Origin of the sequence: Mesorhizobium australicum WSM2073 (assembly GCF_000230995.2) — a bacterium.
Taxonomy (GTDB): Bacteria; Pseudomonadota; Alphaproteobacteria; order Rhizobiales; family Rhizobiaceae; genus Mesorhizobium; species Mesorhizobium australicum.
The window spans coordinates 4,127,100-4,145,370 of record NC_019973.1 but is presented as its reverse complement, the minus strand read 5'-3'; the positions used below and the strand labels follow the sequence as shown (position 1 = coordinate 4,145,370).

Genomic DNA, 18,271 nt, shown 5'->3' with positions numbered 1-18,271 from the left:
CCCACCCGCCACGCCCCAGCTGAGCGCCCGGGCACTCGCAGTAGCATCGAAGTGGGAAATCCGTGATGCAGCCAAGACCGCAATTCCAGGAGGTAATGCATCTGGCACGCCACCAGGTCCCCGCCCTCCTCCTCTTCAGCCTGGTCTCCAATCTTCTCCTGCTCGCCAGCACCGTTTACATGCTGCAAATCTACGACCGGGTACTGTCGAGCGGTTCCATCGACACATTGTTCTGGCTCACATTGGCCGTTGTCGGCGCCATCGCCGTCTACGGCATGCTGGAACACGCCCGCCGTATGATGCTGGGGCATATCAGCCAATGGCTGGACGACCAGCTCAGCGTTCCGGTGATCGAACGCGCCATGGACGCGCGGCTCGCCGGCAGCAGCCTCGAAGCCGGGCTGAAGGACGTAGCGGACCTGCGCGGTTTCATCGCCGGCGACGGCATCCTGACCTTTCTCGACGCGCCATGGACACCGGTCTTCCTGGCGTTCATGTGGTTGCTGCATCCCGCGCTGGGCGTGGTCGGTCTTGCCGGCGCCGTGCTTTTGTTCTGTGCTGCGCTCGCCAATGATTTCCTCACCCGCCGCAAGAGCCAGGAGGCCGCGGCCGGACTGCGCCGCAGCCAGACCGCCGTCGGGCAGTTCATCGACGGCGCCGAGACATTGCGCTCGCTCGGCATGTCCGAGCCGGCGCTGCGGCGCTGGGAGGAAAACCAGCAGTCGCTGATGGATATCCAGACCCGGCTCCTGCGGCGCACCACCGTCATCGGCAGCTTGTCGCGTTCGCTTCGCCTAGCGCTCCAAGTGGCGGTGCTCGGGCTCGGCGCCTATCTCGTCCTGCGTCGCGAGCTGACGCCAGGCTCGATGATTGCGGCCTCGATCCTGCTCAGCCGCGCGTTGGCGCCGATCGAGCGCTCTATCGGCGCCTGGCGCGGCCTGGTCAGCGCGCGAACCGCGCGCCGCAATCTCACGAAGCTTTTCGCCGACACCAGATCGATGCAAACGGTTGGCGTCACATTGCCCCGCCCACAAGGCAGGCTGAAGCTCGAGAACCTGCATTACTGCGCGCCGGGAACGTCCCAGGCGCTTGTCAATGCCATAAGCTTCGGCGTTGAGCCGGGCCAGACCTGCGGTGTGATCGGCCAGTCCGGTTCCGGCAAGACCACGCTCTGTCGTCTTATCGTCGGCGCGCTGCGGCCTTCGCTCGGCCATGTCAGGCTGGATGGCGCGGAGGTGTGCAACTGGCCTTCGGACGAACTTGGCATGCATCTCGGCTATCTGCCGCAGCAGGTCGAGCTGTTCCCCGGAACGATCGGCGAGAACATCGCGCGCCTGCGTGACGTCGACAGCGACGCGGTCATCGCCGCGGCGCAGCTTGCCGGCATCCATGATATGATCCTGCGGCTGCCGAACGGCTACCGGACCGAAGTGGGACCGCATGGCGCTCGCATTTCGCGCGGCCAGCGCCAGCGTATCGCGCTGGCCCGGGCACTGTTCGGCGATCCGCAGCTGATCGTTCTCGACGAACCGAACACCGGCCTGGACGGTGAAGGCGAAGTGGCGCTGTTCAACGTGCTCCAGCAACTGAAGGAGCGGGGCCGCACTGTCATTCTCGTCAGCCACCAGACCAATCTCCTGCGCACCGCCGATCATGTCGTCTTCCTCCATGACGGATCGGTTTCGATGTTCGGCACGCGCGACGAGGTGCTCGGCGCGCTCGGCGGACCGCCCAGGCGCATTCCGGTTCCGGCGGCCTTGCGGGAAAAGCTTGTTGCCAACGCGGCAACGAAACTGAACGCAGCGGAGTGAGCCATGAGCGATCGATTTGGCGACTTCTCGACGACGCTGAACCGGCTGACGGACAGCTTGCACGAACTCACCGACAGGCTGACCGCCTCCGCCAACGACCTCAGCACAGCGGTATCGGTTTGGTTGGATGGGACCGACACGCCGTCTCGCATAATGTTGCTGGCGGTGGCTGGCGCGCTCTTCCTGCTCTTGATTGCGGGATTGCTCCGGCGACGCTCGCGCGCCTACCGTGCCAGCAGGCGCAATCTGAAGCTGCGGACGCGGCCGGCGCGAATGCTGGGCTACGCTTCGGCCATCCTTTTCGTAGGCGGCACCGCTGCTTGGTCAAGCGTCGCCCTGCTGGCGAGCGCTGTCGTTGCCAACGGCGTCGTCAGCCCCGAAGGTTATCGTAAGACCATCCAGCATCTGGAGGGCGGCATCATCGGCGCGATCCACGTTAAGGAGGGCGATAAAGTCAGCGTCGGCCAAGTGCTTATCAGCCTGAAGACGACCGATGCGCAAGGGCGATATGACGAGCTGGAGGGGCGCTATGTTCGCCTGCTGGCGACCGAGGCGCGACTTGTTTCGGAACTTGCCGGTCGGGACCGGATCTCCTTCCCCAAGGAGCTGACCTCGATCGACAGCGAGAGCGCGCGAAAGGTGGTCGCCGAAGAACAGGCGCTGCTCGACAGCCGCCTCGCAACCCGCCAAGGCCGCACACAGATCCTCAACAAGCGCATCGCGCAGATCGAAGAGCAAAGCACGGGAGCGAGGGATGTCATGGCGGCCGAGGCCGAGCAACTCGGCCTGATCGACCAGGAGATCGCCTCCGCGCAGGAGATGTACAGGAAGGGCCTCGAACGCCTGCCGCGGATATTGGCGCTTCAGCGCTCCCAGGCCGACATTCGAGCCAACCAGGCATCGAACCGGGCGCAGATAGCGAAGAACGATCAGCAGATCGGCGAGACCCAGTTCCAACTCCTCAACCTGCGTCAGCAGGATAGCGAGAGCGCCAACGAGGATCTTGCCAAAGCGCGCACGGATCTCGCCGAATTGCGCAGCCAATTGCCTTCGCGCCAGGACGTGCTGGCGAGGACGGACATCGTCGCGCCAATCGCCGGAACGGTGATGAACCTGCGCGTAACAACGGAATCGGGCGTGATCTCCAGCGGTCAGGCGCTTCTCGACATCGTCCCGAACGAGGCCAATCTGATCATCGATTCCCGCATCAAGCCCACGGATATCGACGTGGTGCATCCGGACATGCCGGCCCGTGTGGTGCTGTCGGCCTATCCAACCAGACACCTGCCGCAAATCCATGGCCTGCTGACCTCGATTTCGGCTGACCGGCTGACGGACGAGAGAACCGGAGAGCCTTATTTCCTTGCCAAGGTCAAGATCGACGCGGCCGATCTCAGGGATCTGCATGACATCCATCTATCGCCCGGCATGCCGGCGGAAGTCATGATCCTGACCGGCGAGCACACGCTGCTGGACTATATGTTGGCGCCGGTTCGCGATTCGCTCAATCGTGGGTTCAGGGAGAATTGAGAAGCGATACCCACCGACCTGCCCCGAGGGTCAAGCATAACCTCCATCGCGCCCGTAAGGGGCGCGATCCACCAGAGGCAGAGGGGCGTGGCGGCTATCGCCGCAGCGCGTGTATGCTCGCCATGCTGTCGCTGCCCATCGGCAGTGCCATGTCATCGTCGAGAAGCCGCGTGATCCGGGCAAATCCGGTGAACGCCTTTCTGGCTTCCTCCGCCGACATCTGTCCCGACAGGGCAGCCGAGCAGCAATTCAGCGCGCACTGATACACTGGCCCACGTCGTCCCGTCGGCCATTTACGCAAGAAAACCATCGCCTCGGCGACACTATCCACTTCTTCTACAGGATGCCCCTGCCCGCGCGATATCCGCACGGGCGCAAAGAAATGCAGGTAGTCCATTGTTTCCTCCCGGTCGATCGAGATGCGCTCGATCGAACCGTATGAAACGCCCCGCCTGGTGATTTGTTCCATACGGAAAACAGAATTTTTTAAAAGATTCTGGCGATCGGAATGAGGTCGGCTATACCGTCGGGAAGTGGCAAGCCGCTTTGCGGCCGGATTGGTGCTCCCTCAGCTCCGGCCGTTCCGAACGGCAGCGCTCAACCGCGATTGGGCATCGGGGGTGGAAACGGCAGCCGGATGGCGGGTTGAGCGGGCTCGGTACGTCGCCTGTCAGAATGATACGCTTGCGCGTCCCAGTGGGCGTCGCCTGCACGACGGGAACGGCCGAGATCAACGCCTGGCTGTAAGGGTGGGCCGGGGCTGAAAATACCTCTTCCGCCGGTCCTTCCTCGACGATGGAGCCGAGATACATGACCGCGATGCGGGTCGAGACCTGACGCACCACGGACAGGTCGTGGGCGATAAAGACATAGGTGAGGTCCAACTTCTCCTGGAGATCGGCAAGCAGGTTGACGATCTGCGCCTGTACGGACACGTCGAGCGCGGAGACCGGTTCGTCGAGAACGACGAGATCGGGATTCAGGGCGATGGCGCGCGCAATGCCGACACGCTGGCGCTGCCCGCCCGAGAATTCATGGGGAAAGCGCATGACATGGTCCGGCAACAGTCCGACGAGGTCGAAGAGTTCCGCGACGCGGCTGGCGATCTCGCGCGATGAAAGCCTGCCATGGATGCGCAGCGGTTCGGCCACCAGGTCGCCGACGCGCCGGCGCGGATTGAGCGAGGCCGACGGGTCCTGGAAGACCATTTGCAGGCGCCGCCGCAGCGGCCTCAGTTCAGACAGCGATTTCGAGGTGATGTCGTCGCCTTCGAACAGGAGCTTGCCGTCCGAAATGTCGTAGAGCCTGACCAGGCATCGCGCCAGCGTGGACTTGCCGCATCCGGACTCGCCGACCAATCCAACAGTTTCGCCGCGCCGCACTGTCAGGGAGACATTGTCGACCGCCTGGACGGTTCGCCTGCCCTCCGCGGAAAAACGGCTGCCGATCGAGAAGCGTTTGCCGAGCCCGCGCGTTTCGAGGATTGGACGGTCTTTGTCGATCATCGGTCCGCTCATGTCTGCGCCACCCGGAAACAGGCCGCCGCGTGCGGGGCGGCGCCAAGCTCGGGCTTGCCGGTTAGGCAGGGCTCGTACCCGACGGGGCAACGCGGGCCGAAAGCGCAGCCTTGCGGCAATCGCAGCAGCGATGGCGGAGACCCGGGAATGGCCGGCAGGCGGCGGGGTTTGGCACCGGTCAGCGGCGGGATCGAACCAAGCAATGCACGCGTATAGGGGTGTCGCGGGTCGGAGAACAGCTCCGTGCGGCTGCCGCGTTCCACGATGCGGCCCGCATACATGACCATGACCCGGTCTGCGAGTTCGGAGACCACGCCCATGTCATGGGTGATGAAGACCACCGCCGATTTGTGCGTGGCGCGCAGCTTGCGCACGAGATCGAGAATGCCGGCCTGCACCGTGACGTCGAGCGCCGTGGTCGGCTCGTCCGCCACCAGCAGCGCCGGGTTGCAGGACAGCGCCATCGCGATCACCGCCCGTTGGCGCATGCCGCCGGAGAGCTGGTGCGGATAGCGCGACATTGCTTCGTGCGGATTGGGGAAATTCACCTCCGCCAGCAGTTCCTCCACGCGCTCCATGGCTTTGGTTTTGCTGACGTTGCGATGCGCGCGGATCTGTTCGGCGATCTGCCAGCCGATGGTGTAGACCGGCGTCAGCGCCGTCATCGGATCCTGAAAGATCATTGCGATCTCGTTGCCTCGCAGGCGCCTCAGTTCGCGCGGTGGCAATCCGACCAACTCGCGACCCTTGTAGCGGATCGAGCCTTCGATGATGGCGTTGGGATCGGTGATAAGCCCCATCACCGCAAGCAGCGACACGGTCTTGCCGGAGCCGGACTCGCCGACGACACCGAGAATTTCGCTTTCCGCGAGGTCGAAGGAAACGCCATCGATGGCCCTCACCAGGCCATCATCGGTCCGGAAGGATACACGGAGATCACGCACCGACAATATCATGATGTCCTCAGGCGCGGATCAAGAAGGATGTAGACGAAATCGACGACCGCGTTGGCGACCACCACGAACATGGAAGCGTACATCACCGTCGCCATGATCATTGGCAGATCGAGGTTCTGCAGCGCGTCATAGGTGAGCTTGCCGATGCCGTGCAGCCCGAACACCACTTCGGTCAGGAGGGCCGAGCCGCCCACCAGTGCGCCGAAGTCGAGACCGAACAAGGTGACGAAGGCGATGAGCGACGTGCGCAAGGCATGGCGCAGCAGGATGCGGGTCTCCGAAAGGCCCTTGGCGCGGGCCGTGCGGATATAATCTTCCTGCAGGGATTCGATGATCGCCGCGCGCAAGACCCGCCCGTAAATGCCGATGTAGAGGATGGCGAGCGTGATCCAGGGTATGACCAGCGTCAGGAACCAGCCTTTCGGATCGTCGGAAAAATTCTTGTAGCCAAGCGGCGGCACCCAGGAAAATGCCCAGCTGTCGTGATAGCGGCTCTGGGTGATCAGGTTCATCACCTCGCCCAGCCAGTAGACCGGCATGGAAATGCCGAGCAAGCCCAACGCCATCAGAAGCTTGTCGAGCCAGCTGTCGCGGGTTGCGGCGGCGACGATGCCGATGATGATGGACACCACCACCCACAGGATCGCCGCGCCGAATACCAACGAAAGCGTGACCGGGATCGAATCCATCACCGCCGGCACCACCTTCCAGCCGCGATTGACGAAGGAAGTCAGATCGCCCGTGACGAAGATCTTCTCCATCATGGTCACGTATTGCACGTAGAGCGGCCGGTCGAAGCCGAAGCTGTGGCGTACCGCCTCGAGCACTTCGGGCGATGCATTGCGGCCGGCGATACGGGCCGCCGGGTCGGCGCCCGGTGTGGCGAAGAAAATCAGGAAGACGATGACCGAGATGCCGAACATCACGAACAGCATCTGACCGAAACGGCGCAGGATGGCGTAGATCATCAGTCGCGCCCCAGCCGAACCTTCGAGCGCGGGTCGAGCGCGTCGCGCAGGCCGTCGCCGAAGACATTGAGGGTCATGACCGAAATCGCGATCGCCAGGCCTGGCACCAGCGCCACGAGTGGCCTGGTGTAAAGCAGCGCCTGCCCGTCCTGGATGATGGTTCCCCAGCTCGCCGCGGGCGGCTGGACGCCAATCGAGAGGAAGGAGAGCGCCGATTCGGTAAGCATGTTCAGCGCCATCATCAGCGGTATGAACACGATGAGGGTGGTGGTGATGTTGGGCAGGATGTCGCGCCACAATATTCGCCATCCCGGTACGCCCAGATTGATCGCGGCCAGCACGAACTCGCTGTGCCGCAGCGACAGAACCTGCCCCCGGATCGGACGCGCCACATAGGGTATATAGACGATACCGATGATGATGACCGGCAACCACAGGCTGCCGGACTCGATCTCGATCGGTCCGATCGAGATGCCCTGCGAAATTGTGACGATGGAAAGCGAAATCGCCAGGAGATAGATCGGAAATGCCCAGAGCACATCCAGCAAGCGCGACAGAACCGTGTCGGTAACGCCGCCGAAATACCCCGCGATCAATCCCGCCGCCGTGCCGAGGACCAGCGTGAAGATGGTCGCGGCCCCGGAGATCAGCAGCGAGCTCAGCCCGCCATAGAGCATCCGGGCCATGACATCGCGCCCTTGGCTGTCGGCACCGAGGAAATAGTTGCCGACCCGCCAGGTCGGGCCGAGCGGCGTGTAGCCAAGCCCGAGCCCCTCTGTCGATTGTTCCATCACCGGAACATCGGCGCCGTCGATCTGGATGACGGCGTCGAGCGTCGAGGCGAAGGGGTCTGTACCTGCCCATTTCGCGTAGAGAGGCGCACTGAGACAGGCAAGGACGATGACGAGGAACACGGCCAGGGACGCCATGGCGGCCCTGTTTCTTGCCAGCTTCGCAAACGCGACGGCCCAGGGCCCTCGTGTTTTGCGCGGCACGGCAGCGACTTGGTACGACACGGACGTGCCCCTCCGCGGTTCGTTACTGCATCCAGGCCATTACTGTACCCAGGCCATTACTGTACCCACGACTGGGTGATCATCCAGTTGAACTGCCGGTTGAACTTGAAATTGCCCACGCGCTTGCTGACGAAGTCAAGCCGCTTCGGCGTAAAGAGGCCGACGGCCGGTGCCTTGTCCGTGACTTGCCTGTCGATTTCGGCCCACATTTTGTCGGCGGCTTTCTGGTCGGTCACACCGAGGTCCAATGCCTTCTGCATTTTGGCGTCGATATCCTTGTCGCAGAAGCCGGCGATGTTGATCGAAGCGTCCGAACCTTCACGGAAAGATGCGCAGCTGAACAGGATGTTCAGGAAGTCCGAAGCCGCGGGATAGTCCTTGTACCATTGGGTAACGGACATCTGCACTTTGTTGTTGGTGTTCTGGATGTAGGTGAACTGGATGTTCGACGAGATCGGCTTGACGTCGGCGACATAGCCGATGGTGGTCAGCACGCTCTGCAGATAGACGCCGATGGAGCGGGAAATGGCCGTGTCCTCGACGATGATGGTCACCTTCTGGCCCTTGGTGCCCGATTCCTCGACGAGCTGCTTTGCCTTGTCGAGGTCAGGCGCCGACCACTTGGCGCCGGGGTTCTTGGTGAAGGGGCAGTAGTCTTCGTGGCCGGGGAAATCAGGAGGCAGGACCTGACACACCGGCGAGGCCAGCACCTTGCCGCCGAACAGCTTGACCAGAGTGTTGCGGTCGACCGCGTAGGCAACGGCCTGGCGCGCCTTTTCATTGTCGAACGGCGCCAGCCGGTTGTTGAGCGGCGCATACCACCAGGCGGAGAGCGGCGAGATATGCAACTGGTCCATGGCCTTGGTACCAAGTTCGCCGAGACGATCGCTGGGCAGCGCGTCGAACATCCAGTCGGCTTCCCCGTTCTGGATCGCGGTGACGGCAGCTTCCTCGGAGAGGCCGAAATCATACTGGACGACATCAGGATAGCCGTCCGGCTGGGCGTCCTCGCTCCATTGCTTGAAATTGGGGTTGCGGGTCACCGTCATGCCCTTGTTGGGATCGAAGGCGGAGATCATGTAGGCGCCGGTGCTGGGGATGGGCTTGGAGCCCATGTCTTCCGCAGGCGTGTCCGCCGGCAGGACCACGGCATGCGGCAACGCAAGCTTGTAGAGGATCTCGGCGTCCGGCTTGGTGAGATTCAACGTAATGGTGCCTGCCGCTTCGTCGCCGACAACGCCGCCTTCCAGCGTGCAGCTCTTGGTTTCGGCAAGGCATTTGTCGGCGCCGACGATGCCGGCATAGAAGGTGCCGGAGGTCGGTCCGGAGACCTTGAAGATGCGCTGGAAGGAAGCAACGACGTCCTTCACGCCGAGATCCTTGCCGTCGGAGAACTTGACGCCCTTGCGCAGTTTGAAGGTGAAGGTCTTGCCGTCATTGGTCACCTCGGGCAGCGCCTCGGCCAGATCGGGGACGATGGTGAAGCCGTCCATGCCCTCGGCCTTGCGGAAGGCGACCAGGCCGTCATAGATCGGCTGATACATCTGCCAGCCCTGGTCGGTGTAATTGATGTGCGGATCGAGCGTTCCGGCGGCCGAGCGGGCCAGCAGGCGAATAGTGCCGCCGCGATGTTCCTTGAGGTATTCGGCCTGTGCCGGAGCCAGCCACGAGCCGGCCAGCAATGCCGCGGCTGACGCCGCCAAGAGCAGTTTCTTCATGTCGCAGTTCCCCTTTTTTCAGTTGTCGTTGTCGTCCAGGAAGTCTCCCACCACCCGCATGCATAGATCCTGCTCTTCGACATGCGGCATATGGCTGGAATGCTCGAATACCTGCCAGCGCGATCCCTCGATGCCGTCCTTGAACGGCTGCACGGTCGCGGGCGTGGCTTCGTCGTAACGGCCGGAAATGATCAGCGTCGGAACATCGACGGCGGGCAGCTGATCGATGATGCTCCAGTTCTTCAGCGTACCGATGACATGGAACTCGTTCGGCCCGTTCATGACGTTGTAAACGGTCGGATTGCGCACGACCTGGGCGAAGGTCTCGGTCACTTCGGCCGGGAACGGAACGATCCGGCAGACATGCCGCTCGTAGAACACCATCGTCGCTTGCTGGTAGTCCGGATGATCCGTCGTGCCAGCCTGTTCGTGCCGGGTCAGCGTCTCCTGTACGTCCATGGGCAGGTCGGCGCGCAGCCGGTTGGCCTCCTCTACCCAGAGCTTCATGGACGCCGGCGAGTTGGCGATGGTCAGCGACTTCAGGCCCTTCGGCCGCGTCACCCCATACTCGGCGCCCAACATGCCGCCCCAGCTCTGTCCGAGCACGTGGAAGCCGCCGCGGATGCCGAGATGGTCGACAAGGTTTTCAAGCTCGTCGATGAACAGCCTGGGTGTCCAGAAATCGGCGCCTTTGTCCGGCAGCAAGGTGGAGTTACCGCAGCCCAGTTGGTCGTAGTGGATGACGGCGCGGCCTCTTCGGGCAAGAAGCTTGTAGGCATCGACGTAATTGTGGGCGGCGCCCGGCCCGCCATGCAAAATGACGATCGGAGCCTTGTCGGCATCGAGGTTACCGCTGACGCGATACCAGGTTTCGTAGCCGCCGAAGCCGGCACGTCCCTCCCCGGTGACGATCTCCGATGACATCCCGATCTCCTGAATGTTTGAAGGCATGCCGCTGGTCACCTAGTTTGCAACTCGGCTGGCGCGAACCCATTCTTCCAGCATCTGCACGCCGAATGCGGTAGCGCCTTCCCGGCCCAGGGGCTGATCCTTCTCGGTCAGTTCCTTGCCGGCGATGTCGAGATGCACCCAGGGGCGGTCTTCCGTGAAGTGTCGCAGGAACGCCGCCGCGTAAGGAGCATCGCCGTCTTCCATGTCCTTGGCGTGATGTCGCAGGTCCGCGAACGGCGATTGCAGGCCCTCGTCATAAGCCCGGTCGAGCGGCAGCTGCCAGAACCGCTCGCCGACTATTTCTCCGGCCGTGATCATCCGCGAGGCGATGGCATCGTCGGTGCTGAAGAGACCGGCGAATACCGATCCAAGACCGCGCATCACCGAATAGGTCAAGGTGGCGAGGTCGACGATCACCGACGGATTGAAGCGCGAAGCGGCATAATAGAGGCAGTCGGCCAGGATCAGGCGGCCTTCCGCATCCGTGTCGAACACTTCCACGGTTTGCCCGGACGCTGTCGTGATGATGTCGCGCGGCTTGAGCGCGGTGCCTGACGGCATGTTCTCGGCAATGCCGAGCACACCGACGGCGTGCACCGGGCTGCCTTGCCGGGCCAGGGCGATCAGCAGGCCGACCACGGCGGCCGCACCGCCCATGTCGGCCTTCATATCGAACATCTGCTCGCCGCGCTTTATGCAGAGACCGCCGGAATCAAAACAGACACCCTTGCCGACGAACGCCAGCGGCTGCGCGGGGGCGCCCTTGCCGCGATAGCGCAGGACGGCGACCCGTGGCGGCCGCACCGAACCCGCACCCACGGCCAGGATCGCGTTCATGCCGAATTCCCTGAGCTTCACCGTATCGAGTATCTCGACGTCGATGCCGGCTTCGCGCAGAGGCTCCAGGTGATCGTGGAAATTGTCGGGATGGAGATGGTTCGGCGGCAGGTTGACCAGTGTGCGCGCATATTCGACGCCATCCGCGATGGCATTGATCCGCGCCAATGCTGAATTCAGCTCCGGACCGCCGGCCCCGACCAGTTGCACCCGCAGGGTCCGATCGGCCCCCGCCCCTTGGCGCCGGTTGCGCATGTCGAAACGATAGCGCCGCAGCCGCATGCCAAGCGCGACTCTTGCCAGGATTTCCGCTCCCGGCAGACTTATGCCGGCAATGGGGTCCAGGACCAGGGTGGCCGCGCATTCCCCTTTGCCCTCCAGATGCGCGGCAAGCAGGCCGCCGGCACGCGCCAAGGAGAGTGCGGTGACGGCCCCGGCCTTGCCCATGGCCAGGACAATCACGCGCCGCGCCGATACCGCCTGGGGGGCGATGACATCGATACAGGCGCCGGATTGAGCCAAGGCAGCCGCATCCGCACAGGCCCGGGAGAGGATCCCGCCCGTTTCGGTGTCCAGGGCCGTTGCCCGCGGGCCAAAGCCGGTTTGAGCGGCCTGCAAGATCACGACGACGGAGGTTCCCGCGGAAATCTCGTCCGCCGTTTCAAAGACCGGCACTGGCGATTGAGGCATAGGTAGGCGTTCTCCTCTTTGCGGGGCTTTGGCCCAGGCGCGGCTTGCAGTTTGCGCAAGGCTTCTCCCGCCACCGGTGGAAACCGGTCAAACCGGCCGTCACCTCTGGTTGGATCGTGCCGAAGTCCCCAAATTGTCGTTCTTGAGACGACTTAATTGCTCTTGCCTCTTGGGTATCCCCGAACGGGTCAGGCGATCAAACGCCAATTTTGTCCATATCGATTGACAAAAACTCAACTGGCAATTCATGATCGGCCGATGGCCCTACCCTCACTCAATGGCATGCGCGCTTTCGAGGCCGCCGCCCGTCTCGGCAGCGTCAAGGACGCAGCCGAAGAGCTGCATCTGACACCCTCGGCTATCAGCCGTCACATCCGCGCACTCGAACGGAATCTCGGCCAGGAGCTGTTCGAGCGCGGCTTTCGGCAGATAACGCCGACCATTCGGGGCTCTTATTACGCACGCAGCCTCTCCGAAGCATTCGAAGCCATCTGGCGGGCCACCGATGATGTCAGTCTCGCCGAGGCCCCAAGCCACGGCAGGACCCAGCGTGTCCGGGTTTTGTGCGTCCCTGCTGTCCTGAACCTTTGGCTGGCGGACCGGCTACCGAATTTTCGCCGGCGGCATCCGTCCGTGGATCTGGAGATCTCGACATCGGGCAAGCGGGCCAATTTCGATTTGGCCATCGTCGACGAGTTCGTCTACAAGGCCGGCCCGGCTCTGACGCTGCTGATCCCGCTGGTCCTGACGCCGGTCTGTGCGCCCTCGCTGCTTGAAGGGCCGATGCCGCTGCGATCGCCCGCCGACTTGGTCAACCACCACCTGATTCACGAATGCGAGACCATGCGATGGAAGCGCTGGCTGGAGCAGGAAGGCGTGTTGGACACGACGCCGAAATCCAGCACGACGCTGGATGATTGTACGCTGATCATGCGCGAGGCGATCAATGGCGCTGGAATAGCGCTCGCCGACACGATGATGGCCCAGGATCTGCTGCAGCAGGGCAAATTGGTCGCCCCGTTCAGCGCCCGCCATACCTACCCGGCCGGCATCTACCTGCATCAGCGCCGCAGCATCGGCAACAAGCCGGGTACGGGCCTGTTTCAGGATTGGCTGCTTTCCGAAGTCGAGGACCACAAGCGGGTGATGGCCATCGGCTAGGCAGCCTTGCTTGCCGATAGGCGTCGGGAACGCGGGTTTGTCCAGCTTGGAAGCCGTGGATCGAGAATTCGAATCGACAGGCAGGCCTGTTTCAAAAGCGGCTCACCATCACGGGCTCTCGATAATCGCGGTTCGCATTGAATATCTTTAAGGCCAAAGCCGGCAAATCGATTGCTTGCCGGTTCCCCTACGTCAGGCGTAACCTCTGCGGTCAACGCGTGAGGGCGCGTGCTGCAAGAAGGGGACATTGCAATGACGATACAAGGCGCATCGCCTGACCTGTATAATGAAGACCTCGCTCCTGCCAAGGTTCGAAACTGGGGACCGTTCTCGATCTTCAACGTCTGGACGTCGGACGTCCATAGCCTGTGGGGCTACTACCTCGCCGCCAGCCTGTTTCTGTTCTGTGGCGGCTTCGTCAATTTCATCATCGCCATCGGCATCGGTTCGCTGATCATCTACGCATTGATGAACATGGTCGGTTATGCCGGTGTGAAGACCGGTGTGCCCTACCCCGTGCTCGCCCGCGCCTCCTTCGGCATCTGGGGCGCCAACATTCCGGCACTGGTGCGCGCCATCGTCGCCTGCTTCTGGTACGGCGCGCAGACAGCGGCCGCCTCAGGCGCCATCGTCGCATTGCTGATCCGCTCGCAATGGTTCGCCGATTTCAACGCCAATACCCATTTCCTTGGCCATTCCGGCCTGGAGGTGATCTGCTTCGTGATCATATGGGCACTGCAACTGCTGATCATCCAGCGCGGTATGGAAACGGTGCGCCGCTTCCAGGACTGGGCCGGCCCGGCGGTCTGGGTGATGATGCTGATCCTGGCCATCTATCTCTGCGTCAAATCAGGAACCTTCGCTTTCACCAGCGATATCCCAATGGATGTACTGCTGGAAAAGACCAAGGATGCGGGCGTCCCTGGTACTCCAGGGTCTTGGACCGCACTGTTTGCCGTGGCGGCGATCTGGGTGACGTACTTCTCGGCGCTCTATCTAAACTTCTGCGATTTCGCCCGTTATGCCCCCGACCAGGCATCGCTGCGCAAGGGCAACATCTGGGGCCTGCCGATCAACCTGATCCTGTTCTCGCTGGTCGCCGGCGTCACCACCATCGCCGCCTACGACGTCTACCATGAGGTGCTGCTGCACCCCGACCAGATCTCGGCCAAGTTCGACAGCTGGTTCCTGGCCGCCCTTGCCGCCCTTACCTTCGCGGTGGCGACGCTCGGCATCAATGTCGTGGCCAACTTCGTCTCGCCGGCCTTCGACTTTTCCAATGTCTTTCCCCGCCAGATCGACTTCAAGAAAGGCGGCTACATCGCGGCCGTCATCGCGCTGGTGCTCTATCCCTTCGCACCGTGGGAAGGCAGTGCCGCTTCCTTTGTCAACATCATCGGCGCGACGATGGGGCCGATCTTCGGCGTGATGATGGTCGATTACTATTTGATCCGCAAAGGTGAAGTCGACGTCGAGGCGCTGTATCGCGAGGACGGCGAGTTCCGCTTCCAGGGTGGCTGGCACGTCAATGCGTTCATCGCCGCCGGCATTGGCGCCATCTTCTCGTCGATCCTGCCCAACTTCACCAACTGGCTGCCGTCCTGGTGGGGCGTCTATGGCTGGTTCTTCGGCGTGGCGATTGCCGGGGTCATCTACTACGTGCTGCGCACTGCGGCCGTGGGAGCCAGCGCCAAGGTGGCGAAAGCTTGACCAAGGAGGTTAGATAAAAGCTAGGGATCCAGGTCACCCCTCGACTCCCTAGCTTTGAACCTCTGACTAGGACATGCTTACCACACTGGACCAACCACCGGGGAGAAAATGGCGATCTTGCCGAAAAAGAGTCAATACATTTTGGAGGTGCGGACATATGGGCGCGAAATCACTGACACCAACTGGGAAGTAATAGAAGTAAACCTAAGGGATTTTTGGGCGATAGCGAAAATCTCTTTCAGAAATAAGACCGTGAAATTCGAAAACGAGCTCTATGATATCGAGACGGATTTCGAATCCCTGTACGAACACTTTCGAGACCTTGTTGTTGCCTTGCAAGGAATAGCAAACGGAACAATTGATTTAAGAAGCTCCGTAGACCCGTTCCCGCGCGATCCCGTAATAATTACTATAAATGTCACATCAATCCATGATAAAAGACTACATGATTCTATTGTTGAGAATTACATTTATGATATATTTCTAATTGCCAATATATCTGCTCCGTCTTCTCTTAATATATATGTTTCATCATTGTCCGTAGACGGAAAAATTCTTAATAAAGAAATATCCCTTACGAGTACTATATTTGAGGTTTCGTACCTGCAAGACATCTCTGGTGGGCTAGCTTTGCCATCCGTATTGAGCCCAGATGACACTTGGCGATGGTATTTCGATATACGGAAGTCGCCAACGCAGGTATCAAAAGACCCTATAGAGCGCATATTCTTTGCGCTTTTGCATATGGCAAGAGTGTCTGACAGTCCTACCAATGTGGTTTGGATATTCTACTGTCTTGAGACTCTATTTGATACCAAGGTCGGAGAAAACTTTCGAGTTCTAACGGACAGGATTGGCATCTTTCTGGAACTCGAAACAAAGAGTATCGCTGTCGTTAAGAAAAAACTCCGAAATCTTTATGATTTCCGCAGTTCTTTGGTGCACGGTGGACAACCTATTATACACCCTATGCATAATGATATTCTGGACAAGGAAGTTGTAGAGCAGACTAATAAAATCATCCAAGGGCTTGATTTTGGCTACGTTCTCATATTTTCCTGTTTGCAAAAGCTAGTGAGAAACCACTGGACGTCGCTTGCATTCACGGAAATCATGACGGGAACAAAGGCTTCATAGCCAGTCTCAGCTAAAGTCGAATACGTCGGTGCGATACAAAGAACGTCCTAACTTACCCGCCGACCATTTCGGCCAGCTTGCGCACGGTGTTCCAGTTGCGCGAGGTGCCGACGCCCATGCGCTTGTGGTTGGCGGCGGCAAGCAGGCGCGAGCTAGGCCTCTCCCTTGAAAAGACGATCCAGATGTCGCCGCCGGCCAGAAGCACCTTCTCGTCCGCGGCGGCACAGGCTTGAAGCCCCGATATGGCATCTTCGGCCACAGGTTTGCGCATCACGCGCACCGCCACCTGGTCGCCGGCTTCCACCGACTCGGTCGGGAATGGATTGCCGCTTGCGAGTTTGCGCCAGTCTTCGGCGGCACGCACGATGATATCGACGTGGCGGCCAAAGGCCTGTTCGAAGGCGGATTCAAGGCGTGTCCCAAGCGTAGTGATCGAGGTCTTTTCACTTTCGAAGACCAGGTTGCCGGTCGCCACCAAGGTGCGGACATTCTTCAGGCCGAGACTTTCCGCCATGGCCTTGAGGTCGGACATGACGACCCGCCGCCCCTCTCCCAGGACGATGCTGTAGAGAAGCGCGACATAGGTCCGCATGGGAGCGATCAGACCAGGCGACTCTGCTCCACCGCCGCCTCGATGAAGCTGGCAAACAGCGGATGCGGATCGAGCGGCCGGCTCTTCAGTTCGGGGTGATATTGCACGCCGATGAACCAGGGATGGTCGGGGTATTCGACCGTCTCCGGCAGCACACCGTCGGGCGACATGCCTGCAAACACCAGCCCGCAATCCTCCAGGCGCTGCTTATAGTCGATATTGACCTCGTAGCGGTGCCGGTGACGTTCGGAAATCTGGGTGTCGCCATAGATGTCGGCGATCTTCGAGCCCTTGGCGAGCTCGGCCTGATAGGCGCCGAGCCGCATGGTGCCGCCGAGATCGCCGGTCGCCCTGCGCTTTTCCAGCATGTTGCCTTTCAGCCATTCGGTCATCAAACCGACGACCGGCTCCTTGGTCGGGCCGAATTCGGTCGAGGAGGCATGTTCGACACCTGCCAACGATCGCGCCGCCTCGATGCACGCCATCTGCATGCCGAAGCAGATGCCGAAATACGGCACCTTGCGCTCGCGTGCGAATTTGGCCGCCAGGATCTTGCCTTCCGAGCCGCGTTCGCCGAAGCCGCCGGGCACCAATATGCCGTGCACCTTCTCCAGCCAAGGCGTCGGGTCTTCCTTTTCGAAGATTTCCGATTCGATCCAGTCGAGCTTGACCTTGACGTGGTTGGCCAGCCCGCCATGCGAAAGCGCCTCGATCAGCGATTTGTAGGCATCCTTGAGGCCGGTATACTTGCCGACGATGGCTATGGTGACCTCGCCCTCCGGATTGTGGATGCGGTTGGAGACTGCCTGCCACGGTTCCATGCGCGGCTTGGGCGCCGGCTCGATGCCGAAGGCAGCGAGCACTTCCGAATCCAGACCTTCCTTGTGATAGGCCATCGGCACATCGTAGATATGTGGCACGTCGAGCGCCTGGATGACGGCGCTTTCCCTGACATTACAGAACAGCGACAGCTTGCGGCGCTCTTCCTTGGGGATGGCGCGGTCGGCGCGCACCAGAAGAATGTCGGGCGCGATGCCTATGCCGCGCAGCTCCTTGACCGAATGCTGGGTCGGCTTGGTCTTCAGTTCGCCCGCCGTCGGGATATAGGGCATCAGCGTCAGGTGGACATAGACGGCGTTGTTGCGCGGCAGATCGTTGCCGAGCTGGCGGATCGCCTCGAGGAACGGCATCGCCTCGATGTCGCCGACCGTGCCGCCGATCTCGCACAGCACGAAATCATAATCGTCATTGCCGTCGAGGACGAAGTTCTTGATCTCGTCGGTGACGTGCGGGATCACCTGCACGGTGGCGCCGAGATAATCGCCGCGCCGCTCGCGCTCGATGATGTTCTTGTAGATACGCCCGGTCGTGATGTTGTCCTGCTGATTGGCGGACCGGCCGGTGAAGCGCTCGTAATGGCCAAGATCGAGGTCGGTCTCGGCACCGTCATCGGTGACGAACACCTCCCCGTGCTGGTACGGCGACATCGTGCCGGGATCGACGTTCAGATAAGGGTCGAGTTTTTTGATGCGTGCGCGATAACCTCGCGCCTGCAGGAGAGCCCCAAGGGCCGCTGCGGCAATGCCTTTTCCAAGTGAGGAAACCACGCCGCCTGTGATGAATACATATCGCGCCATGGGAGTCATCGCTTAACGCGGCCGGATTGATTCCGCCAGA

At 61.3% G+C, this 18,271-nt stretch carries 15 protein-coding genes; 5 read left to right on the top strand and 10 right to left on the bottom strand.

What is annotated here, in order from left to right; all coding sequences use genetic code 11:
* Positions 1-95: 95 nt before the first annotated feature.
* Complete coding sequence (locus MESAU_RS19830; RefSeq protein ID WP_015317828.1) at positions 96-1,811, top strand: type I secretion system permease/ATPase; 1,716 nt, start codon at positions 96-98, stop codon at positions 1,809-1,811.
* 3 nt (positions 1,812-1,814) lie between these two features.
* A complete protein-coding gene (locus MESAU_RS19825; protein ID WP_015317827.1) occupies positions 1,815-3,341 on the top strand; it encodes an HlyD family type I secretion periplasmic adaptor subunit in 1,527 nt (508 codons plus the stop codon).
* 94 nt (positions 3,342-3,435) lie between these two features.
* Here MESAU_RS19825 and MESAU_RS19820 read toward each other — a convergent pair whose 3' ends face one another.
* From MESAU_RS19820 to MESAU_RS19785, 8 genes are all read right to left on the bottom strand, one after another.
* Positions 3,436-3,738, bottom strand: coding sequence for a DUF982 domain-containing protein (locus MESAU_RS19820; RefSeq protein ID WP_015317826.1), 303 nt, complete (start codon positions 3,736-3,738; stop codon positions 3,436-3,438).
* 121 nt (positions 3,739-3,859) lie between these two features.
* Positions 3,860-4,846, bottom strand: coding sequence for an ABC transporter ATP-binding protein (locus MESAU_RS19815; RefSeq protein WP_015317825.1), 987 nt, complete (start codon positions 4,844-4,846; stop codon positions 3,860-3,862).
* Positions 4,847-4,854: 8 nt separating this feature from the next.
* The gene (locus MESAU_RS19810; protein WP_015317824.1) at positions 4,855-5,814 is read right to left on the bottom strand and encodes an ABC transporter ATP-binding protein; all 960 of its coding nucleotides are present in this window, start codon (positions 5,812-5,814) and stop codon (positions 4,855-4,857) included.
* On the bottom strand, positions 5,811-6,782 hold the full coding sequence (locus MESAU_RS19805; RefSeq protein WP_015317823.1) for an ABC transporter permease: 972 nt from the start codon (positions 6,780-6,782) through the stop codon (positions 5,811-5,813). The genes MESAU_RS19810 and MESAU_RS19805 overlap by 4 nt, the downstream gene beginning before the upstream one ends.
* Positions 6,782-7,798, bottom strand: coding sequence for an ABC transporter permease (locus tag MESAU_RS19800; RefSeq protein ID WP_015317822.1), 1,017 nt, complete (start codon positions 7,796-7,798; stop codon positions 6,782-6,784). Before MESAU_RS19800 ends, MESAU_RS19805 begins: the two co-directional genes overlap by 1 nt.
* Before the next feature lie 56 nt (positions 7,799-7,854).
* Entirely contained in the window at positions 7,855-9,516 is a 1,662-nt protein-coding gene (locus MESAU_RS19795; RefSeq protein ID WP_015317821.1) for an ABC transporter substrate-binding protein, read from the bottom strand.
* Between the two features lie 18 nt (positions 9,517-9,534).
* A complete protein-coding gene (locus MESAU_RS19790; protein WP_015317820.1) occupies positions 9,535-10,440 on the bottom strand; it encodes a proline iminopeptidase-family hydrolase in 906 nt (301 codons plus the stop codon).
* Between the two features lie 39 nt (positions 10,441-10,479).
* On the bottom strand, positions 10,480-11,994 hold the full coding sequence (locus MESAU_RS19785; protein ID WP_015317819.1) for a leucyl aminopeptidase: 1,515 nt from the start codon (positions 11,992-11,994) through the stop codon (positions 10,480-10,482).
* A 156-nt stretch (positions 11,995-12,150) separates the two neighbouring features.
* Between MESAU_RS19785 and MESAU_RS19780 the strand changes: the two genes are divergently transcribed.
* The 3 genes from MESAU_RS19780 to MESAU_RS31265 all read left to right on the top strand — a co-directional run bounded on the left by MESAU_RS19780 (position 12,151) and on the right by MESAU_RS31265 (position 16,002).
* Positions 12,151-13,155 (top strand): LysR substrate-binding domain-containing protein, encoded by a 1,005-nt coding sequence (locus MESAU_RS19780; RefSeq protein ID WP_245262881.1) that lies wholly within the window; start codon positions 12,151-12,153, stop codon positions 13,153-13,155.
* Between the two features lie 252 nt (positions 13,156-13,407).
* Complete coding sequence (locus MESAU_RS19775) at positions 13,408-14,865, top strand: NCS1 family nucleobase:cation symporter-1 (protein ID WP_015317817.1); 1,458 nt, start codon at positions 13,408-13,410, stop codon at positions 14,863-14,865.
* Positions 14,866-14,973: 108 nt separating this feature from the next.
* Positions 14,974-16,002: a HEPN domain-containing protein gene (locus MESAU_RS31265; RefSeq protein WP_015317816.1), complete on the top strand. Its 1,029-nt coding sequence runs from the start codon at positions 14,974-14,976 to the stop codon at positions 16,000-16,002.
* Between the two features lie 52 nt (positions 16,003-16,054).
* Here MESAU_RS31265 and MESAU_RS19765 read toward each other — a convergent pair whose 3' ends face one another.
* Together MESAU_RS19765 and MESAU_RS19760 are read right to left on the bottom strand one after the other, a co-directional pair.
* Positions 16,055-16,594 carry a DUF1697 domain-containing protein gene (locus MESAU_RS19765; RefSeq protein WP_015317815.1) on the bottom strand — a complete coding sequence of 180 codons (540 nt, stop codon included), beginning with the start codon at positions 16,592-16,594 and terminating at the stop codon, positions 16,055-16,057.
* Positions 16,595-16,602: 8 nt separating this feature from the next.
* A complete protein-coding gene (locus MESAU_RS19760) occupies positions 16,603-18,240 on the bottom strand; it encodes a CTP synthase (protein WP_083883046.1) in 1,638 nt (545 codons plus the stop codon).
* Between the last annotated feature and the right edge of the window lie 31 nt (positions 18,241-18,271).

What these genes read in the sequence shown, in the direction of transcription:
- MESAU_RS19830 (WP_015317828.1), top strand. Translation starts at nt 96, where the DNA reads ATGCATCTGGCACGCCACCAGGTCCCCGCCCTCCTCCTCTTCAGCCTG.
- MESAU_RS19825 (WP_015317827.1), top strand. Translation starts at nt 1,815, where the DNA reads ATGAGCGATCGATTTGGCGACTTCTCGACGACGCTGAACCGGCTGACG.
- MESAU_RS19820 (WP_015317826.1), bottom strand. Translation starts at nt 3,738, where the DNA reads ATGGACTACCTGCATTTCTTTGCGCCCGTGCGGATATCGCGCGGGCAG.
- MESAU_RS19815 (WP_015317825.1), bottom strand. Translation starts at nt 4,846, where the DNA reads ATGATCGACAAAGACCGTCCAATCCTCGAAACGCGCGGGCTCGGCAAA.
- MESAU_RS19810 (WP_015317824.1), bottom strand. Translation starts at nt 5,814, where the DNA reads ATGATATTGTCGGTGCGTGATCTCCGTGTATCCTTCCGGACCGATGAT.
- MESAU_RS19805 (WP_015317823.1), bottom strand. Translation starts at nt 6,782, where the DNA reads ATGATCTACGCCATCCTGCGCCGTTTCGGTCAGATGCTGTTCGTGATG.
- MESAU_RS19795 (WP_015317821.1), bottom strand. Translation starts at nt 9,516, where the DNA reads ATGAAGAAACTGCTCTTGGCGGCGTCAGCCGCGGCATTGCTGGCCGGC.
- MESAU_RS19790 (WP_015317820.1), bottom strand. Translation starts at nt 10,440, where the DNA reads ATGTCATCGGAGATCGTCACCGGGGAGGGACGTGCCGGCTTCGGCGGC.
- MESAU_RS19785 (WP_015317819.1), bottom strand. Translation starts at nt 11,994, where the DNA reads ATGCCTCAATCGCCAGTGCCGGTCTTTGAAACGGCGGACGAGATTTCC.
- MESAU_RS19775 (WP_015317817.1), top strand. Translation starts at nt 13,408, where the DNA reads ATGACGATACAAGGCGCATCGCCTGACCTGTATAATGAAGACCTCGCT.
- MESAU_RS31265 (WP_015317816.1), top strand. Translation starts at nt 14,974, where the DNA reads ATGGCGATCTTGCCGAAAAAGAGTCAATACATTTTGGAGGTGCGGACA.
- MESAU_RS19765 (WP_015317815.1), bottom strand. Translation starts at nt 16,594, where the DNA reads ATGCGGACCTATGTCGCGCTTCTCTACAGCATCGTCCTGGGAGAGGGG.
- MESAU_RS19760 (WP_083883046.1), bottom strand. Translation starts at nt 18,240, where the DNA reads ATGACTCCCATGGCGCGATATGTATTCATCACAGGCGGCGTGGTTTCC.